The sequence below is a fragment of the Lacticaseibacillus zhaodongensis genome (assembly GCF_009687905.1).
Taxonomy (GTDB): Bacteria; Bacillota; Bacilli; order Lactobacillales; family Lactobacillaceae; genus Lacticaseibacillus; species Lacticaseibacillus zhaodongensis.
The window spans coordinates 142,699-159,704 of record NZ_BLBG01000003.1 but is presented as its reverse complement, the minus strand read 5'-3'; the positions used below and the strand labels follow the sequence as shown (position 1 = coordinate 159,704).

Sequence of the window (17,006 nt, the reverse complement as noted above, 5' to 3'; positions counted from 1 at the left end):
TGTTCACGCTCCTCTTCATCACTGCAGCAGCTTAGCGATGGCCTTAGCAAAACCCGGATCCATAATTGCAATTACGGACCGTTTGTGGCCGACCGCGGTGCTCAGTTCGGCGCCCGTTATTGGGCTAGCGACCTGCACCTTGTAAAAGTTGCCCTTATCATTGATCTTTTTACTTAGATTAGCGCTGGCGTCACTCGCAATGATTACAAGTCGCGCCTTCTGTTGCTGGATGGCCGTGAGAACAAAATCCGTTCCGGTCTCAGTTTTGCCAGCCCGCTGTGCCAACCCAAGAAGGTTCATGAGTCGCTCTTTGTCACTCATGCCTTATCGCCAAATAATTCCCGGCGCGCCTTCTGGTGATCGACATAGGCGAACAGGTCGTCGTAAAACTGCGCGTCAACCTTGATCCCAAACGCAGACTCAAGAACGTGTTTCTGCGCGGCTGCCTTCACCCCGTCCGGATTCAGTGCAACGTATGCACCCCGGCCAGACTTCTTCCCACTAGGATCGATTTCCAGCGTGTCGTCTTTTAACTTCACAATCCGAACCATTTCCTTCTTGGGGTGCATCTCACCCGTCAGGAGATCTTTTCGCATTGGAACTTTACGCGGCTTCATTGCGGCCACCTCCTACTAGTTCTCGTCTGAATCAGTATCAGAATCAGGTGTTGCGTCATCTGCGGCAGCATCGGTCGTATCTGCATCTTCAGCAGTGTCTTCCGCAGCATCATCGGCAGCAACGTCTTCGGCAGCTGTGTCGCCAGCTGCAAGCACATCCGCTTCAGTACCCTCAACATCTTCATCTTCAGCGGTCAGCTCTTCGTCGTCAACGAACTCCACTTCAGATTCAGGCTTGATATCAATCTTGAATCCAGTGAGTTTCGCTGCGAGGCGGGCGTTCTGACCCTTCTTACCGATTGCCAGTGAGAGCTGGTAATCAGGCACGATGACGGTTGCACTGCGTTCGTTATCCTCATCGTTAAACTGCACGGCGATAACTTGCGCTGGGTTAAGTGCATTGGCGATGTAGTCAGATGCGTCCTCTTCCCATTGTACAACATCCATGTTCTCGCCGGAAAGTTCGCTGACAACGGCCTGCACCCGTGAGCCACGGGGGCCAACTGTTGTCCCGACAGCGTCAACGTCTGGGTTGGTGCTGCGGACCGCAATCTTCGTCCGGTCGCCGGCCTCGCGGGCAATACCCACAATCTCAACGGTGCCATCAAAAATTTCGGGAACTTCCTGCTCGAACAGGCGCTTGACCAAACCAGGAGCTGTCCGGCTAACGAAGACTTGGGGCCCCTTGGCGTTGTTTTCAACCTTGGTCACGTAAACCTTAACGTGATCGTGGGCCTCATAACGCTCGTTTGGCATCTGGTCGGACTTACCAAGCACAGCCTCGATTTTGCCCAAGGACACGTAAACGAACTTATTGTCGCGGCGTTCAACAACACCTTGCATAATTTCGTTTTCGTACTTTGAGTATTCATCGTAGACAATTGAGCGCTCAGCTTCGCGGACCCGCTGCATGATGACTTGTTTAGCGGTCTGGGCAGCAATCCGGCCGAAGTCTTTTGGTGTGACTTCAAAGCGGATCTCGTCGCCGATCTCGTAAGCCTTGTTGATTGCCAAGGCGTCCTTCAGGCTAACTTCAAGGCGGGAATCGAAGACTTCTTCGGTTACTTCCTTAACAGCGAAAACCTTGATGTCACCCTTCTTCTTATCGAAGGTGACCTCAACGTTGGAAGCCTGGTTGTAGTTACGCTTGTACGCACTGGTCAGCGCAGCTTCAAGGGCTTCAATGACAACGTCCTTTTTAACGCCCTTTTCTGTTTCTAAGGCATCAAGTGCCTCTAACATTTCCTTAGACATGTGTACCCTTCCTTTATGTGCAAACTCTAGAACTCGATGGCCAGACGCGCCTTGGCAATATTTTTCCGGTCAAACTCAAGGGTCTTGGGTCTGCCCTTAACCTTAATTGTGAGTGTCAAACTGTCTGGGGTCAACTTATCGAGTGTGCCTTCATATACTTTCTGTCCATCCTGCTTCTGGAAGAGTGAGATGTGGATGTACTCCCCAACGGAGTTCTTCATATCTTCTTCCGTCTTCAGTGGCCGCTCGGCGCCTGGACTTGAAACCTCCAAGTAGTACGCCTGCGGAATCGGGTCGGGGTCGAGGTTATCCATGGCTTCGCTGAGTTCGTCATTCACAACCACACAATCGTCGAGGGTGATGCCCCCCTTCTTGTCGATGTAAACGCGCAAGTACCAGTTGCCACCCTCCTTAACAAACTCTACGTCTGCCAAGTAGTAGTCATGTTTGGCCAGAATCGGCTGCACAATCTCACTAACGGTATCAATTACCGTGCTCATTTTCCGTACCTCCCTTGTATCGGTCCCTTGCAATAAAAAGAGTGAGCATCGCTGCTCACTCGACCGAGGTCTAAAAATTCTAATTACAGGATAGCATAATATTAGCAGGGTGACAAGTAAAAATAACTGACAGGCGGCCGGTCTGAACACGACTAGCCCTCCTCAATCAACCCACGAGTAAATAGTTATCAACAACCGTCAAAATCGTTCTTGCAGTGCGGCAGCTAGCACCTCCCGGTCGTCAAAGTGCAGTCGCTCGCTACCAATGATTTGGTAATCCTCATGGCCTTTGCCAGCAACCAACACCACGTCACCCGGTTGGGCCAAACTGACAGCCAGCTTGATAGCTTTGGCGCGATTCAGTTCCAGCCGATATTGCTGCGGTGCGAGCTGGCCAACCATCTCCGCCACAATTTGCTCCGGATCTTCACTACGCGGATTGTCGCTCGTGATGATTGCAACATCGGCCAGGTGCACCGCGATGGCCGCCATCAGCGGTCGCTTCCCGTGGTCCCGGTCACCGCCACAGCCGAACACACAGATGATCCGCCCCCGTTCCAATTGTTTTAAAGTACTGAGAACCTTTTCCAGTCCGTCTGGTGTGTGCGCATAATCAACGATACCAGTTATCTTGTCCGCAGCCTGCAACAACTGCATCCGACCCGGGGCCCCGTGAACCTGCGCCAAAGCCGCGATGATCTGCTCGACAGTCAGTCCTTGCACGTAAGCCGCGGCGAACACAGCGAGCACATTGTACACATTAAACTTGCCCAGCAGCGGAATCGTGCAAACATACTCCTGGCCCCCAAACAGCAATGAAAAGGTGGTTCCAGCCGCCGACATCTGCAGATGCTGCGCGCGAACCGTCGCCGGGGTATCAATCGCGTAAGTAATCACGTTCACGGCCGTCCCAGTTGCCAGCTCGACCAGTTTTCGGCCGTAGTCATCATCCCCATTAATGATTGCCGTTTTCGCACGGCCGTTAAAAGCTGCGTTTTGAATGAACAACTTGCTTTTAGCCACGTAGTAGTTCGCCATCGTCCCGTGGTAATCCAAATGATCCTCGGTCAGGTTCGTGAAAATGGTGGTGTCAAAATCTAGCCCCCAACTGCGGCCCTGATCTAAAGCAACAGAGGACACCTCAAGTGCACAGGTCCGCACCCCGTTTGCAACCATCGCCCGCATCTCTGCGGCCATCGTCAACGCATCTGGCGTGGTGTTGCACGTGGGTACGATGCGGTTGCCATCACGAATGTTCAAGGTGCCAATGACGCCGGTTCGCACGCCCACACCCTCCAGGACCTGGCTGAACAATTGGGTGATCGTCGTCTTGCCGTTCGTTCCCGTCACGCCGACAACGTTAAGTTCGCGACTCGGCTCACAATAGAAGGCCTGGGCAAGCTGGGCCAAGGCTTTGTGCGTGTTTGCAACCCGAACACAGCGATCGGCAAATTCCCGTGCCACCGGCTGTTCAACCACGGCAAGCGTGGCGCCAGCAGCGAAAACTTCTGCGAGGTGTTCATGCCCATCAAAATTTTCGCCCTTGATTGCAACGTAGCAACTGCCAGGGCGAACCGCCTGTGTCGTCGCGGTCAAACTAGTCACCACCAGGCCGCCGCTCCGCAATTGGCTTCGCGTTGGCGGATCCAGAAACAGGTATTTGCACAAGTCACTAGCTAACATATTGTCTTACCTCCATAAACCGACTGCTCATTACTATCTGTTTTTCATGCTAGCGGCCGGTCATGAATTATCTGTGCTCTTTGTGCGCAATATTTCTATGCGTCAACAAACAGCCGTCGCGAGGTTCCGCAACGGCTGCTTGTTTTTTACGTTCAGTTTTAGAGCAAAACCAGTTTAGCTGTGATGCTTAACATCTCGCCACAAGCGAACGCCAGCAAAGCCGACAAAAGCCATAACGGCAAAGTTCATCAACGCGTAGCCATACTGGCCCCGCGTTAAACAGACGATGCCCGCAATCAAGACCACAACACTCATCACGATTGCGGTTCCGGCCATGATGTACAGGCGCCGATTCAAGCCACCGGCACGCAAGCCCTCAAATAAACTGGATTTCTTTGATGATTGGGGCATGGAGAAACCTCCCTTGACTTCGAAACATTCTAGGTTATGGTGCTGCATTAATTTTGATGCTTCGAACTTACGGTGCCGCGTCGAGCTGCGCGGGGCAGAAGGCTGCGGCTAACCAACTTTTGGAATAATGCCAAAGCCCGGCATTTTTCCAAAAGTCCGTTAGTCCTCGCCTTCTAAGCGCCCCGCTCCGCTCTGGTTGTCGGCGAGCTGCGCCACCCTGCTCCCTCCGCTCAAAATGACTTCGGCCTTGACGAGAAACCCCTTCGTCAAAACCTAAGTCACCTTGATGCTCAGGAGCAACCCGGGTGGCTCCGCTCTGGTTTAAAACAAATTATCAAACAGTGACAACTGGTTCTCATCGGGAAGCGCGTCGAGGACGTGCTGCTCGGTCATGTAGTCGATAATCGTCTTGGAAACTTTACCGCGGTTGGAGAGGTCCTCCTTCGACAGGAATGGCTTTTCTTCACGCGCGGAAACGATTTGTTTTGCCACGTTTTCACCCAGACCCGGAATCGCCCGGAATGGGGCCAGCAAGGTGTGGTCGTCCACAATCAGGAAGTCATGGGCATCACTCTTCTCGATGTCGACCATCTTGATCTCAAAGCCGCGCTCCAAGCATTCATTAGCAATCTCCAGAATGGTCTGGAGACCCTTTTCCTTCGCGCTGGCTTCGTTACCCTTGTCGGAGATCTCCTTGATTGCTGCCTTAACTGCGTCCTTACCGCGGCTCATCGCCACGAGATCGAAGTCTTCAGCCCGCACGGAGAAGTAGGCCGTGTAGTAAACCAGTGGGTAGTAAACCTTAAACCAAGCAATCCGCAGCGCCATCATGACGTATGCGGTCGCGTGGGCCTTAGGGAACATGTACTTGATTTTGAGGCAGGAATCGATGTACCAGTCCGGCACGTTCGGGTTATCCCGCATCGCCTTTTGCCAGTCATCAGGGATCCCGCGGCCTTTACGCACGTGTTCCATGATGTTGAAGGCCATCGAATCGTCCATCCCCCAGTGAATCAAGTCCATCATGATGTTATCACGACAACCAATGACTTCCTTGAGGGAGATAACGCCATCGTTGACCAATTCTTCGGCATTCCCGAGCCACACATCGGTACCGTGGGAAAGCCCAGAAATCTGCAGCAATTCTGCAAAAGTGGCCGGGTGCGTCTCCTCGAGCATGCCGCGGACAAAGCGGGTCCCGAATTCAGGCACCCCTAGTGTCCCCGTCTTGGAGTTGATCTGTTCTGGGGTGACCCCGAGTGATTTGGTTGATGAGAACAAGGCCATGACGCCCGGATCGTCAGTTGGAATCGTTTTTGGATCGACCCCGGACAAATCTTGCAGGGTACGGATCATGGTCGGGTCATCATGCCCCAGGACATCCATTTTCAAAATGTTGTCATGGATGGAGTGGAAATCAAAGTGCGTCGTCCGCCAAGCTGCATCCTGATCATCGGCTGGATATTGGATCGGCGAGAAGTCGTAAATATCCATGTTTTCGGGGACAATCAGAATTCCGGCTGGGTGCTGGCCAGTCGTCCGCTTAACCCCGGTCGCACCAGAAGCGAGCCGGTCAATTTCGGCACCGCGAATCATCAGGCCGTTATCGCGCTCGTATGCCTTCACGTAACCGTATGCGGTTTTGTCCGCGACCGTCCCAATCGTCCCGGCCCGGAAGGCGTGGTCCTCACCGAACAGCACCTTGATGTAGTTGTGGGCGACTGGCTGGTAGTCACCGGAGAAGTTCAGGTCAATATCAGGCACCTTGTCCCCGTGGAAGCCCAGGAAGGTTTCGAAAGGAATATCGTGGCCATCTTTGATCAACTCCGTCCCACACTTAGGGCAGTTCTTGTCGGGCAAGTCAAAACCAGACCCGTACTCCCCCTTCGTATAGAACTCACTGTATTGACAGTTCGGGCAGCGGTAATGCGGCGGCAAGGGGTTAACTTCGGTGATTCCAGAAAGCGTTGCGGCCAGACTGGAGCCCACGGAACCACGGGAACCAACCAGGTAACCGTCCTTGTTGGACTTCAATACCAACTGCTGGGCGATGTTGTAAATGACCGCAAACCCGTTCCCAATGATACTCTTGAGTTCCTTCTTAATACGCTCCGCAACGATGGTCGGTAATTCCTCGCCGTACCATTCGTGCGCAGTCCGCATAACGTCGCGCTCAAAATTTTCGTTAACACCGGGAATCTCAGGCGTGTAGAGCTTCGTCTTCACGGGCGTGATCTCGCCGTCAATCATGTCGGCGATTTTGTGCGTGTTGGTGACAACAAGTTCCTGCGCCTTGTCCGCACCGAGCCAGGCGAATTCCTTAAGCATCTCATCGGTGGTCCGGAAGTGGACGTCTGGCAGTGGGTACCGGTTCAGTGGGTTCGCCCCACCCTGACTATTAATCAGAATGTGGCGGTAAATTGCGTCGTGCGGGTCCAGATAATGAACATCCCCCGTTGCAACGACTGGCTTACCCAACTCCTCACCGATTTTGATGATTTTGCCAATAATATCCTTCAGCTGCACGGGGCCCGAAACCATCTGGGATTCCAAAAGCTGCTTGTAATTCGCCAGCGGCTGCACTTCTAGGTAGTCGTAGAACTTCGCGGCGGCCCGCGCTTCCGGGACCCCCTTCTGCATCATGGCGGTGAAGACTTCACCACGCTCACACGCGGAACCCACAATTAGGCCCTCGCGGTAATGCTGGAGCCGGCTACGCGGAACACGTGGTACCCGGTAGAAGTACTTGACCATTGATTCACTGACCAGTTTGAACAGGTTCTTCAGCCCCGCCTGGGTGGTCGCCATCACGATGGCGTGCACCGGCCGCGCCTGCTTATAGGCATCACCAGTGCCGACCCTGTCGTTGAGCTGATTCAGCTGGGTCCAGTCAAACATTTCCTTGGCCTCTTTGAACAGCGCGTACATCAGGTAACCGGTCGATTCAGCATCAGCGTTAGCACGGTGGTGATTCTCCAGCGAAATGTTGTAGCGCTTAGTCAGGGAATCCAGCTTGTGGTTCTTGATTTCAGGGTGCAAAGCCCGGGATAGTTCAAGGGTATCAATGACCGGTTGGGTAATTTCGGGCAGTTTTAACCGGTCGTGCGCTGCATTCAAGAACCCGATATCGAAGGTGACGTTGTGGCCAACGAGGATGCAGTCTTTAGAGAATTCGGCAAACTTAGTGAAAACTTGCTCCTCGGTCCCGCCGTTTTGCACCATCTCGTTGGTGATGTGCGTCAGATTCATAGTGAAGTCTGACAGTGCAAAACCCGGATTGATCATCTCTTCAAAAGAATCGATGACCGCGCCGTCCTTCATTTTGACGGCCGCCAGTTCAATCACCTTGTCGTATACAGCGGACAAGCCGGTCGTTTCAGTATCGAACACGACGTAGGTCTGATCAGCCAGCGGCACATCTGCGTCATTCCGGTAGGCCACCGGTGTGCCGTCATCAACCAAGTTGACTTCAACACCATAGAGCATTTTGATACCTGCCTTCGCCGCTGCGGTGTGTGCCTCTGGATAAGCCTGCAGATCAGCGTGGTCGGTGACGGCAATTGCGTCCTGACCCCAGGCGGCCGCGCGCTTGACGTAATCCGTAATGCTGTTGGTTGCGTCCATCTGGCTCATGTTGGTGTGCAGGTGCAACTCAACACGCTTCTCGCCTTCAGCTGTGTCCTGGCGTTCCGCATGCTTGACCTGCATCATGTCGCGGGCATTAACGGTCAATTCACGCGAGTATGAATCTTCCTGGACACTGCCACGGACCTTGAGCCACATTCCCTGCTTGATTTGGTCAAAAACGGCTTCATCTTCCTTATTATTACTAAACTTCTTAACCAGGAAACTACTGGAATAGTCAGTGAGTTTGACTGTCAGCAACTTACGTTTACTCCGGAGTTCCCGCACCTCAACGTCAAAGGCATAACCTTCGATCACAACGCTGCGTTCCTCCTGGTTAATGGTGACCATCTGCTGCACGTTCTCGCTGGGCTTGATTTCCCGGCCGAGTTGAACGGCCACAGCGGTCGCTTTGTGCTCTTCACTTGCCTTCTGGATGACACTAGCAGCCCGTTCGGCGAGCGCGGCGGTCTCTTCAGCGCGCTTGCTCTTGAATTCGGAGATGTTTGCCGCTTCAGCAGCGGTGTCCACTTCCGGTTTAACGGTTAAGCCGCCGAAACCCAAGTCGCGATACTTATTTTCCAAGGCCGCAACTGGACCATCCGCGAAGAATTGCCGCATCGGGTCATTTTCGACCGGTAGAATTAAAGTCTGGCCACGTAGTTCGGGCGTGATGTTCGCGCACTGCTGACTGACAATTGCCGATTGCAGCTGGGCGTGACTGACCACGTAATCCCAATAACCGCGAATCAAACTGATGTCGTAGTTGGGCTTGTCGACGTTGATGTGCAGGCTGACCTGCGCAATGTCGGTGAAGGCCGCACTAAGGGCATTGCTAAACTCCTGGAACACGGCGTAAGGCAGAATCTCCCCCATCGTGAACTGGAATTCATAGCGCCGCGACTTTGCGTGCACGGTCACACTATCAACCGTGGCGGTCGCAAAAGCTGGGGCGTTCGCAATATTCGGATTAAGCTGAATTTGCTCGCTCAGCTTCTCAAACATTTCCCGTTTGTCTAGCATGATGTTCCTTTCTAAATGTGTTACCTCACTGCAAAATAAGAGGCTAAGTAACAGTCAGTGGCTTCGAATTGACTGACGACCATCGCTGCCGGCCGCCTCCTGACCGTTAATAGTTATGGTGAGGAGGCGGCCTGTAAACGTGGCCCACACTGCAGCTCCTTCCGCTTAGCCTAAAACGACGCATTCCCAAAGTTCGGGAATACGCCGTTTTCTGCTAATGCTCAGGAGCTGACCGCATTGTGGTCCACTCTCATTAGTTGCGGCTGCAGCAGTTACCCTTTACGGGCACACACTCTGCGCTTGGCACAGTACCTGCCGTCAATTTTGCAAAAGGCAAGCAGGCAACTGGCTATTTCTCGTCACTTTCACCTAAGAGAATCTTGATGGAATTAACCATTTCGTCGAGTTTCACCTCAATGCTGTCGTCACTCTGACGCAGCTTGATTTCGACGATACCCTCAGCGGCCTTCTTACCAACTGTGACGCGGACTGGCAAACCAATCAGGTCAGAGTCGGCAAACTTGACCCCTGGGCGTTCCTTCCGGTCATCGAGCAGAACGGAGTAACCGGCGTCTTCAAGCTTCTTGGTGACGGTTTCGGCGAGTTCAGCCTGTTCAGCCTTCTTCATGTTCATTGGCACAACGTGAATGTCGAATGGCGCGATGAGCCGTGGCCAAACCATCCCGTTGTCGTCAGCAGTTTGTTCAACGATTGCGGAAAGCAGCCGGGAAACACCAATCCCGTATGAACCCATGATGATTGGCTGGTTGCGACCATTAGCATCAAGGAAGTTGGCGCCCATTGCCTTGGAGTAACGGGTCCCGAGCTTGAAGATGTGGCCGATTTCGATTCCGCGGGTGAAGTGCAGACTGCCCTTACCGTCTGGGGAAGGTTCGCCCTCAAGCACGAAGCGAATGTCAGCAGTAATGGCTGGCTTGAAGTCGCGGCCAGGGTTGACATTACTGTAGTGTTTTCCGTCCTCGTTGGCACCGGCGTATGCATTGACCATTGAGGTCACGCTGTCGTCAGCGACAATTTTGACATCGTCATCGACCTTAACGGGGCCGACATTGCCGATATTAGCGTGCATGTACTGCTGAACCTGTTCAGGGGTGGCCATGTCGAGGAAGTCCGCACCGAGCAAGTTCTTAAGCTTGGTGTCGTTGACTTCAAAATTGCCCCGGACAAGGGCCAAAACTGGCTCCTTGTCAGCGATGAACAGTACTGACTTAATGATCTGCTCTGGTTTAATGTTTAGCTTTGCGGCAACTTCATCAACCGTCTTGGCATCACCAGTATCAATGACGGTCAACTCGCCGGCAGGCACATCGCTGGTCTGCGGCTGATTGAGGGTCGTTGCCATTTCCAAGTTGGCTGCGTAATCACTGCCGTCGGAATAAGCAATCGTGTCCTCACCGATTGGGGCGATGGCAGAGAACTCGGTGGAGTCTTTACCACCCATCGCCCCACCATCACCAATAATGGCCCGGTAGTTCAGGCCGATGCGGTTGAAGATATTCGTGTAGGCCTGACGCATCTGCTCGTACACCGTATCGAGATCTTCTTCGGTTGCGGTGAAGGAGTAGGCATCTTGCATCACGAATTCACGGCCCCGGAGCAATCCATAACGGGGACGATCTTCATCGCGGTACTTGGTCTGAACTTGATACAGCACCATCGGCATGCGTTTGTAAGAGGTCAATTCGTTGGCTACGAGGTCCGTAAAGGTTTCCTCGTGGGTCGGTCCCAGAATCAGGTCGCGGTCGTGGCGATCCTTCAGTTTGTACAGGTTAGGACCGTACGTCGCGTAACGTCCGGAACGCTCCCAGAGTTCGGCGGGCAGAAGGTGCGGCATCCGCATTTTGACGGCATCGATTTTGGCCATCTCTTCATCGACGATGCCCTCGATCTTGCTCAGCACCCGTTCAGCGAGTGGCAGGTATGCGTAAACACCGGCTGCTACTTGATGAATGTAACCCCCACGCAGCATGAGCTGGTGGGACTTAGCCTCGGCTCCGTTTGGAACTTCCTTGGTTGTTGGAATAAATACGCGACTTTGTTTCATTAGATTAATTTCCCCTCTTGTTACTGATTAAATTAATTACCTTAGTTAAAAGATGCGGAGGATATCGTTGATGGTCACGGCAATCATTAATGCCATGACGAGCGCCGCCCCGATCAGGGTGACAACCCCTTCCTGTTCGTGCGGAATCGGCTTACGGCGAATTGCCTCAATGATATTCATCAAAATTTTGCCACCATCCAGCATTGGAATCGGCAGCAAGTTCATAATGCCCAGATTGATCGAAAGTGACGCCAAGAAGCCAACCACCGTGTACAAACCACCACTAGCGGCCTGGCTGGTCATCTGGTAGATCCCGACCGGACCCGCGAGCTTGTTCAATGAGAAGCCCCCGGTAACGAGATCCTTGAGTGCAGCCAGAATTTGCAGAGCCATGGTCCATGGTTCAACAAAAGCGTACTTGATTGCAATTCCAGGATTACGGGTGATCGAGCTCTCGATTCCGATCATGCCGGCCTTGTTTGGCGTGACCTTAATTGTGCGCCGCTCACTCTGCCGCTGGATGCGCAGGGTGAGTGTACCGCCCTTGTGCTTGTCGATTTGTTTCTGGATACCAGTGAATGAATCAGTGCGGACCCCGTTAACGGCAACGATGCGGTCGTTACTCCGCATGTCGGCCCGGTCAGCTGGTGCGCCACTGGAGACGGCACCGATTTGGTTGCTAGGACTAGGCACACCCATACTGAGCGCGAGTCCCAAGAAGACGACAAAAGCCAAAATGAAGTTATTCATCGGCCCAGCAAAGTTGACTAACATCCGCCGCCAAACGGATACGCTCTGAAACTGCACGTCCCGCGGCGCAATCTGCACCTCCGTCCCGTCACTTTCAATGACAGTGGCGTCATGGTCAACTTCGTAAGTCTTGAGTATGTCTTCATTGCCGTTCGCGTAGCCGCGAATCAGCAGGTCATCGACCAAGTCGGCGTTGCTGACCTGCACAGGCACGCCGCCTTCAAGGATATTTTTTGTCGACGTATTGATACGGCTGACCTTGCCGTTAGCGCCGGTCGCCAAGGTCACCTGCATGCCGGGTTTAATGTCCGCCTCTTCGTCCTGCCAACCGGCCATGCGCACATAACCGCCCAACGGCAGAATCCGCAGGGTGTAGGCGGTACCGTTACGCCGCGAGCTGTACAGCTTCGGCCCCATGCCGACTGAGAACTCCCGCACCAGAATACCAGAGCGCTTGGCAAAGAAATAGTGGCCGAACTCGTGCACAATAACGATGGTTCCGAAAATGATGATGAACCAGATGATTGTAGTCATGGTTGAGCCTCCTTTTGGGTGGAGCAAACGAAAGTATTTTTGCTGCTTTCTAAATTATACCAGACCAAGGAAGTGGACCAAGGGTAGAACGAACAGCAGACTGTCGAAACGGTCCAGAATGCCGCCGTGACCAGGGAGAATTTTGCCGGAATCCTTCACGCCGTAGTAACGTTTGAGTGCGGATTCGGCAAGGTCCCCCATTTGGCCCCAAACGGACATTACGAAGGCAATCAGCAGCATCATTGGGATGCCGTGGCCAAGGGGAACGAAGTGCGTGTAAATCACGGCGAAAACCATCGCGACAACGACCCCACAGATGGAGCCTTCCCAGGTCTTGTTCGGACTGATTGCTGGCCACAGCTTGTGCTTGCCGAAAGCCCGACCGCCCATATAAGCACCAGAATCGGTCAGCCATACGATGAGCAGCGCGAACATCAACAGGCCAAAGCCTTCCTTGTTGCGAATCGCGGCCAAATAGTGAAAACCGGTCCCAATGTACAGGATGGACAGCGCAGTCACGCTGATATCATCGTAACTAGTCTTATTCTTTGTGGTAACAGTCAGAACCAGCAGTAGAGCAATGATGATGCTGAGCATGTCAATTCGGCCAAGGTTCTGTGGCACGAAGTTGAAGAAGGTGTCGGGCAGAACCATGACCAAGACGCCAAGCGAGCCGATCAAAAATTCCAATGACACAATAATCTTCTTGCGCATGATAAAGACTTCGCTCAAGGCCACCAGTGCTAAGGCTACCGCCGCAAAATCGATCCAGTAGCCGCCGAGTAGCAAAATCGGAATAAAGATTGCCAGCGCGACAACTGCCGTGATTACACGTGTTTTCATTAAATATTCCCCTTTAGTTTCAAGATAAATGCAGGTTAACTGCATAGTGTGCCGTGGTGCTAGGTATACGGCCGCGGCATAGTCGAGCTGCGCGGGGTAGCCTCTGGAACTTTCGCAACTTGTTGCCATTAGTTCCAAGGACAACGTAGTGAAGCTTGCGGCTCCCTGCGCTCTGTGTTGTAGTCGAGCTGCGCCCCGCAAAAGCTTGCGCTTAACACACTTTAGGACCAATGCCTAAAACCCGGCATTTGTCCTAAAGTACGTTAATGCTCAGCTTCTGATCGCGGGGCTCCGCTCTGTGTTACTTTACCGCCCCAAAGCGGCGATCACGACTCGCGTAATCAGCACAAGCACTGCGCAGGTCGTCGGCACTGAAATCTGGCCACAGCCGGTCGGTAAACACTAGTTCGCTGTAGGCAATTTGCCAGAGCAGGAAGTTCGAGATCCGCTCCTCGCCGCTGGTCCGGATCAGCAAGTCAGGATCGGCCAGCTTGCCCAGGGGTGCGGTCATCAGCGCGGCATCGATATCGGTATCCTTAATGTCGCGCGCTTGCCGTTTGCCGTCCTCCGCTTCTTGCGCGAGCTGCTGAACAGCCCGCCGTAGCTCATCGCGGCCACCATAGTTGAGCGCAAAGTTCAAGATCATCCCATCACAATGCGCCGTGTCTGCGATAGCCCTGGCGCACGCCGACCGCGTGGATTCAGGCAAAGCAGTCAAATCACCCATAATCATGACCCGGACGTTCTGCTCAATCAGTTCGGGAACAAAATTATTAAAGAAGGTGACCGGTAAACTCATGATGTAGCTGACCTCATCTTTAGGCCGCTTCCAGTTTTCGGTCGAAAAAGCATAGAGCGTCAACACCTTGATGCCGAGTGCCGATGCCGCCCGAGTGATTGTCCGGACATTATCCATGCCCTGCTTATGACCAGCAATCCGTGGCAGCAGGCGTTTCTTCGCCCAGCGGCCGTTACCATCCATGATGATGGCAACATGCTGCGGAATCCGCTGCGGATCTAGTTTAATTTGAGTATTATTATCGCTTCGCACAAAGCGCCTCCAGAATAAAGATTCACCATAAGAGTTTAGCAGATTACGGGCCTAAGCAAAAGCCTTCGCGTCCGGATTCAGCCTTCTGTCGCTTTTAGCTTAAAACGTGCCGTCCAGTCTGCGATTGCACTTAACGACCGCTGAACGTTCTCCCAATCCGAAAATATGTAAAAAAGCGGCCCCGATGCATCATCGAGACCACCCAAGCAAGGCAATTAGCCTTCCTTGATTTCTTTTTCCTTGTCAGCAGCGATTTCGTCGATCCGCTTGGTTGCGTCATCAGTAACCTTTTGGATGTCTTTTTCCAGTCGGTGCATTTCGTCTTCAGTGATGTCACCATTCTTCTGCTGCCGCTTGATGTCATCGTTAGCGTCACGCCGGACATTACGGACGGCAATTTTGGCACTTTCAGAGTACTTGCCGACTTCCTTAGCAAGCTCAACGCGACGGTCAGTTGTGAGCTGCGGAACGGCCAGCCGAATCGCGGTCCCGTCGTTAGCAGGGTTGATGCCTAAATCGGACATTTCGATTGCGGTGGTGATGTCCTTCAGACTGGACTTGTCGTAAGGAGTTACCAGCAAGACCCGCGGCTCAGGCACCGTGATTGCGGACATCTGGGTCAGTGGCGTTGGCACACCGTAGTAGTCAACCATGATTTTGGACAAAAGTCCGGCGTTCGCGCGACCGGCCCGCACAGATCCTAAATCCTTTTCCAGAATTTTCTCGGTCTTAGCCATGTTCTCCTTGGCGCGTTCAATTGCTTCGTTAGCCATGTTACTTTCTCCCTTCGATAGTAGTTCCAATCTTCTCGCCCATAACAACGCGCTTGATGTTCTCAGGCTCGTTAAGGTTGAAGACAACTAGAGGAATGTCGTTGTCCATGGACAAAGTGCTAGCGGTTGAATCCATCACGTTGAGGCCCTTGGTGATAATGTCGAGGTGACTGAGCTTGTCAAACTTAACAGCTGACTTGTCCTTTGCTGGATCTGCAGAGTAAACCCCATCAACATTGTTCTTGGCCATCAGAATGGCATCAGCTCCGATTTCAGCTGCCCGCAGTGCAGCGGTAGTGTCAGTACTGAAGTACGGGTTACCAGTCCCAGCAGCAAAGATTACGACGCGACCCTTTTCCAAGTGCCGAACAGCCTTCCGCCGAATGTAAGGTTCAGCGATTTGGCGCATCTCGATGGATGTCTGCACCCGTGTCGGTACGCCGATATTTTCCAAACTATCCTGGAGTGCCAGGGCGTTCATGACGGTGGCAAGCATCCCCATGTAATCGGCCTGAGCACGTTCCATTCCCATTTGGGCACCAGTTTCACCGCGCCAGATGTTCCCGCCACCGCAGACGATAGCAATCTCAACTCCGAGGTCGTGAACCTCTTTGATCTCCTTAGCAACATCGGCGATTACTGGGGGCTGAATGCCGAAACCAGTGTCACCGGCTAGTGCTTCGCCACTAACCTTCAGTACAATGCGGTTATACTTAGCCATGAATGAATACTCCTCTGTCTTTTATATGCATTTAGTTTACCATGAATCGCATGAGCACGGGTGAAAACTAAGGGCATGATGAGCTATTCACGCCGAATAGTAAGCAAAATTAATATCTTACCGGCTAAGCGAGTGAATAATCTGCAAAACTCCCAAAAAAAGAACCCCGGTATGATAACCGGGATTCCTTTAGGCGACTAATTAATTACTTAGCCTGGTCCGCAACTTCGGCAGCGAAGTCGTTTTCCTTCTTTTCCATGCCTTCGCCGACTTCAAAGCGCTTGAAGCCCTTGAGTTCAGCACCCTTGCTGGCAACGTACTGGCCAACAGTCATGCTGGAGTCCTTAACGAATTCCTGGTCAAGCAGTGAGATTTCTGAGAGCCACTTGTTAACGCGACCTTCAACGATCCGTGGAATGATCTTTTCAGGCTTGCCTTCGTTTTTGGTCTCTTCGGTGAAGATTTCGGTTTCGTGCTGCAATTCATCAGCGGGAACCTCTTCGCGAGACAGGTACTTAGGGTTGATTGCGGCAACGTGCATCGCAACATCCTTGGCAGTTGCTTCGTCCCCACCCTTAAGTGTAACGAGTACTGCAATCTGACCACCATTGTGCAGGTATGAACCGAAGACGTCGCCGTCTTCCTTGGTTTCAACGTCGAAGCGACGAACGTTGATCTTTTCGCCGATAACGGCGGTCAAAGACTTAGCAGCTTCGTCGATGGTTTCGCCATCAAGGTCAAGTGCAAGTGCAGCTTTCAGGTCGGCAGGCTTGTTAGCAGCGATAGTCTTGGTAACGCCACTGACAAAGTTCTTGAACTTGTCGTTAGAAGCAACGAAGTCTGTTTCGGCGTTAACTTCAACGATAGCAGCGCTGTTACCATCAACAGCGATTTCAGCCAAACCTTCAGCAGCAATGTTGCCGCTCTTCTTAGCAGCCTTCACGAGACCGTGTTCACGAAGCAGTTCAGTTGCCTTGTCCATGTCCCCATCAGCTTCAACGAGCGCCTTCTTGACGTCCATCATGCCGGCCTGAGTCTTGTCGCGCAATTCCTTAACTTGTTTAGCGGTAATAGCCATAACTGGCAGTCCTCCTTATTGACTGGAAAATTAACCTATTTTTAGTTGAGCGTTGTGAAGCTAAAACATTCCACTCGGC

The 17,006-nt window shown here is 52.7% G+C and carries 14 protein-coding genes; all 14 read right to left on the bottom strand.

What is annotated here, in order from left to right; genetic code table 11:
• Positions 1-18 precede the first annotated feature (18 nt).
• Positions 19-321: a YlxQ-related RNA-binding protein gene (locus tag GN107_RS04795; protein WP_155286629.1), complete on the bottom strand. Its 303-nt coding sequence runs from the start codon at positions 319-321 to the stop codon at positions 19-21.
• The gene (gene rnpM / locus GN107_RS04790; RefSeq protein ID WP_155286630.1) at positions 318-617 is read right to left on the bottom strand and encodes an RNase P modulator RnpM; all 300 of its coding nucleotides are present in this window, start codon (positions 615-617) and stop codon (positions 318-320) included. Before rnpM ends, GN107_RS04795 begins: the two co-directional genes overlap by 4 nt.
• A gap of 15 nt (positions 618-632) precedes the next feature.
• On the bottom strand, positions 633-1,871 hold the full coding sequence (nusA, locus tag GN107_RS04785) for a transcription termination factor NusA (RefSeq protein ID WP_155286631.1): 1,239 nt from the start codon (positions 1,869-1,871) through the stop codon (positions 633-635).
• Between the two features lie 26 nt (positions 1,872-1,897).
• On the bottom strand, positions 1,898-2,371 hold the full coding sequence (gene rimP, locus GN107_RS04780; protein ID WP_155286632.1) for a ribosome maturation factor RimP: 474 nt from the start codon (positions 2,369-2,371) through the stop codon (positions 1,898-1,900).
• 198 nt (positions 2,372-2,569) lie between these two features.
• Positions 2,570-4,054: a UDP-N-acetylmuramoyl-L-alanyl-D-glutamate--2,6-diaminopimelate ligase gene (locus GN107_RS04775; protein WP_155286633.1), complete on the bottom strand. Its 1,485-nt coding sequence runs from the start codon at positions 4,052-4,054 to the stop codon at positions 2,570-2,572.
• Positions 4,055-4,228: 174 nt separating this feature from the next.
• Positions 4,229-4,465: a hypothetical protein gene (locus GN107_RS04770; RefSeq protein WP_155286634.1), complete on the bottom strand. Its 237-nt coding sequence runs from the start codon at positions 4,463-4,465 to the stop codon at positions 4,229-4,231.
• A gap of 321 nt (positions 4,466-4,786) precedes the next feature.
• Positions 4,787-9,112, bottom strand: coding sequence for a PolC-type DNA polymerase III (locus GN107_RS04765; protein ID WP_371863474.1), 4,326 nt, complete (start codon positions 9,110-9,112; stop codon positions 4,787-4,789).
• A 349-nt stretch (positions 9,113-9,461) separates the two neighbouring features.
• Positions 9,462-11,177, bottom strand: a complete 1,716-nt coding sequence (locus GN107_RS04760; RefSeq protein WP_155286636.1) for a proline--tRNA ligase — start codon at positions 11,175-11,177, stop codon at positions 9,462-9,464.
• Between the two features lie 45 nt (positions 11,178-11,222).
• Entirely contained in the window at positions 11,223-12,461 is a 1,239-nt protein-coding gene (gene rseP / locus GN107_RS04755; protein WP_155286637.1) for an RIP metalloprotease RseP, read from the bottom strand.
• Between the two features lie 54 nt (positions 12,462-12,515).
• Positions 12,516-13,304, bottom strand: a complete 789-nt coding sequence (locus GN107_RS04750; protein ID WP_155286638.1) for a phosphatidate cytidylyltransferase — start codon at positions 13,302-13,304, stop codon at positions 12,516-12,518.
• 301 nt (positions 13,305-13,605) lie between these two features.
• Positions 13,606-14,355 (bottom strand): undecaprenyl pyrophosphate synthase, encoded by a 750-nt coding sequence (gene uppS / locus GN107_RS04745; protein WP_155286639.1) that lies wholly within the window; start codon positions 14,353-14,355, stop codon positions 13,606-13,608.
• 215 nt (positions 14,356-14,570) lie between these two features.
• Positions 14,571-15,128, bottom strand: coding sequence for a ribosome recycling factor (gene frr / locus GN107_RS04740; RefSeq protein WP_155286640.1), 558 nt, complete (start codon positions 15,126-15,128; stop codon positions 14,571-14,573).
• A gap of 1 nt (position 15,129) precedes the next feature.
• The gene (gene pyrH / locus GN107_RS04735) at positions 15,130-15,849 is read right to left on the bottom strand and encodes a UMP kinase (protein ID WP_155286641.1); all 720 of its coding nucleotides are present in this window, start codon (positions 15,847-15,849) and stop codon (positions 15,130-15,132) included.
• 205 nt (positions 15,850-16,054) lie between these two features.
• Positions 16,055-16,927, bottom strand: coding sequence for a translation elongation factor Ts (tsf, locus tag GN107_RS04730; protein ID WP_155286642.1), 873 nt, complete (start codon positions 16,925-16,927; stop codon positions 16,055-16,057).
• Between the last annotated feature and the right edge of the window lie 79 nt (positions 16,928-17,006).

Bases quoted from the DNA above. Each gene is read 5' to 3' on its own strand.
- rnpM (WP_155286630.1), bottom strand. From the start codon at position 617: ATGAAGCCGCGTAAAGTTCCAATGCGAAAAGATCTCCTGACGGGTGAG.
- rseP (WP_155286637.1), bottom strand. From the start codon at position 12,461: ATGACTACAATCATCTGGTTCATCATCATTTTCGGAACCATCGTTATT.
- GN107_RS04770 (WP_155286634.1), bottom strand. From the start codon at position 4,465: ATGCCCCAATCATCAAAGAAATCCAGTTTATTTGAGGGCTTGCGTGCC.
- GN107_RS04750 (WP_155286638.1), bottom strand. From the start codon at position 13,304: ATGAAAACACGTGTAATCACGGCAGTTGTCGCGCTGGCAATCTTTATT.
- frr (WP_155286640.1), bottom strand. From the start codon at position 15,128: ATGGCTAACGAAGCAATTGAACGCGCCAAGGAGAACATGGCTAAGACC.
- GN107_RS04775 (WP_155286633.1), bottom strand. From the start codon at position 4,054: ATGTTAGCTAGTGACTTGTGCAAATACCTGTTTCTGGATCCGCCAACG.
- pyrH (WP_155286641.1), bottom strand. From the start codon at position 15,849: ATGGCTAAGTATAACCGCATTGTACTGAAGGTTAGTGGCGAAGCACTA.
- GN107_RS04765 (WP_371863474.1), bottom strand. From the start codon at position 9,112: ATGCTAGACAAACGGGAAATGTTTGAGAAGCTGAGCGAGCAAATTCAG.
- GN107_RS04760 (WP_155286636.1), bottom strand. From the start codon at position 11,177: ATGAAACAAAGTCGCGTATTTATTCCAACAACCAAGGAAGTTCCAAAC.
- GN107_RS04795 (WP_155286629.1), bottom strand. From the start codon at position 321: ATGAGTGACAAAGAGCGACTCATGAACCTTCTTGGGTTGGCACAGCGG.
- rimP (WP_155286632.1), bottom strand. From the start codon at position 2,371: ATGAGCACGGTAATTGATACCGTTAGTGAGATTGTGCAGCCGATTCTG.
- nusA (WP_155286631.1), bottom strand. From the start codon at position 1,871: ATGTCTAAGGAAATGTTAGAGGCACTTGATGCCTTAGAAACAGAAAAG.
- tsf (WP_155286642.1), bottom strand. From the start codon at position 16,927: ATGGCTATTACCGCTAAACAAGTTAAGGAATTGCGCGACAAGACTCAG.